The following is a 1,415-nucleotide window of genomic DNA, read 5'->3' as shown; positions in this document are numbered from 1 at the left end:
CGGTAAAAACTCAGCGCAACTGCGCGCTCTTACAAAGAACAAGCGGTAAGCGGTAAGCGGTAAGCGGTAAGCGGTAAGCGGTAAGCGGTAAGCGGTAAGCCAAAAAGTTGATCGTAGCAAGTTACTATGTCAACAATTAAAAAACACTCGGGCAGCTTAAATCTTACAGTATAAACGCGATGGCAAGCCACTCGCCTACAAGTATATATTCACGCCGAGCTGCTTAAAACTTACGGCTTACAGCTCAAATCGCAGGCATTAAAAAAGGCCACCGAAGTGACCTTTTTCTAATAATTAACTTAAACGTTAATTATTACTCTACGATAGTTGCTACAAAGCACCTACGCCTAAGGTAATAGCGCCACCTTCACATGACGTAAATCGCAGACATTAAAAAACCCGAGACTAGCCTCGGGTTTTTTTAGTATTAATTAGCTAGGCTAACTATTACTCTACGATAGTTGCTACAACACCAGCACCTACAGTACGGCCACCTTCACGGATAGCGAAACGAAGACCTTCGTCCATCGCGATTGGCGCGATTAGAGTTACTGTCATCTTAACGTTATCACCAGGCATTACCATTTCTACGCCTTCTGGTAACTGTACGTCACCTGTTACGTCAGTTGTACGGAAGTAGAACTGTGGACGGTAACCTTTGAAGAAAGGAGTATGACGACCACCTTCATCTTTAGAAAGTACGTATACTTCTGAAGTGAATGTAGTGTGTGGCTTGATTGAACCAGGCTTAGCTAGTACTTGACCACGTTCAACGTCTTCACGCTTAGTACCACGTAAAAGTGCACCAATGTTCTCACCAGCACGACCTTCGTCAAGTAGCTTACGGAACATTTCAACACCAGTACAAGTAGATTTAGTTGTATCACGGATACCAACGATTTCTACTTCGTCATTCACGTTGATGATACCAGCTTCAACACGACCAGTTACAACTGTACCACGACCTTGGATTGAGAAAACGTCTTCGATAGGCATGATGAATGGCTTATCGATGTCACGCTCTGGCTCTGGGATGTAAGAATCAAGTGCGTCAGCAAGTTCAATGATCTTGTCTTCCCACTCTTTCTCGCCTTCTAACGCTTTAAGCGCAGAACCAGCGATTAGTGGTAAGTCATCACCTGGGAAGTCGTACTCAGAAAGAAGTTCACGAACTTCCATTTCTACTAATTCAAGTAGCTCTTCGTCATCAACCATGTCACATTTGTTCATGAACACAACGATGTAAGGTACGCCAACTTGACGAGAAAGAAGGATGTGCTCACGCGTTTGTGGCATAGGGCCGTCAGTCGCAGCAACAACTAGGATAGCACCGTCCATTTGAGCAGCACCAGTGATCATGTTTTTAACATAATCGGCGTGTCCTGGACAGTCTACGTGTGCGTAGTGACGAGAAC

The 1,415-nt window shown here is 44.7% G+C and carries 1 protein-coding gene; it reads right to left on the bottom strand.

Features of this window, described 5'->3' with window-relative positions:
• Nucleotides 1–447: 447 nt before the first annotated feature.
• The coding region (gene tuf / locus CWB85_RS20955; RefSeq protein ID WP_138555940.1) for an elongation factor Tu at nt 448–1,415 on the bottom strand (968 nt) is incomplete at its 5' end.

This window comes from Pseudoalteromonas sp. S1727 (genome assembly GCF_005886375.1).
Classification (GTDB): domain Bacteria; phylum Pseudomonadota; class Gammaproteobacteria; order Enterobacterales; family Alteromonadaceae; genus Pseudoalteromonas; species Pseudoalteromonas haloplanktis.
The sequence above is the reverse complement of the archived record's forward strand: the minus strand, read 5'-3'. Positions and strand labels throughout refer to the sequence as shown.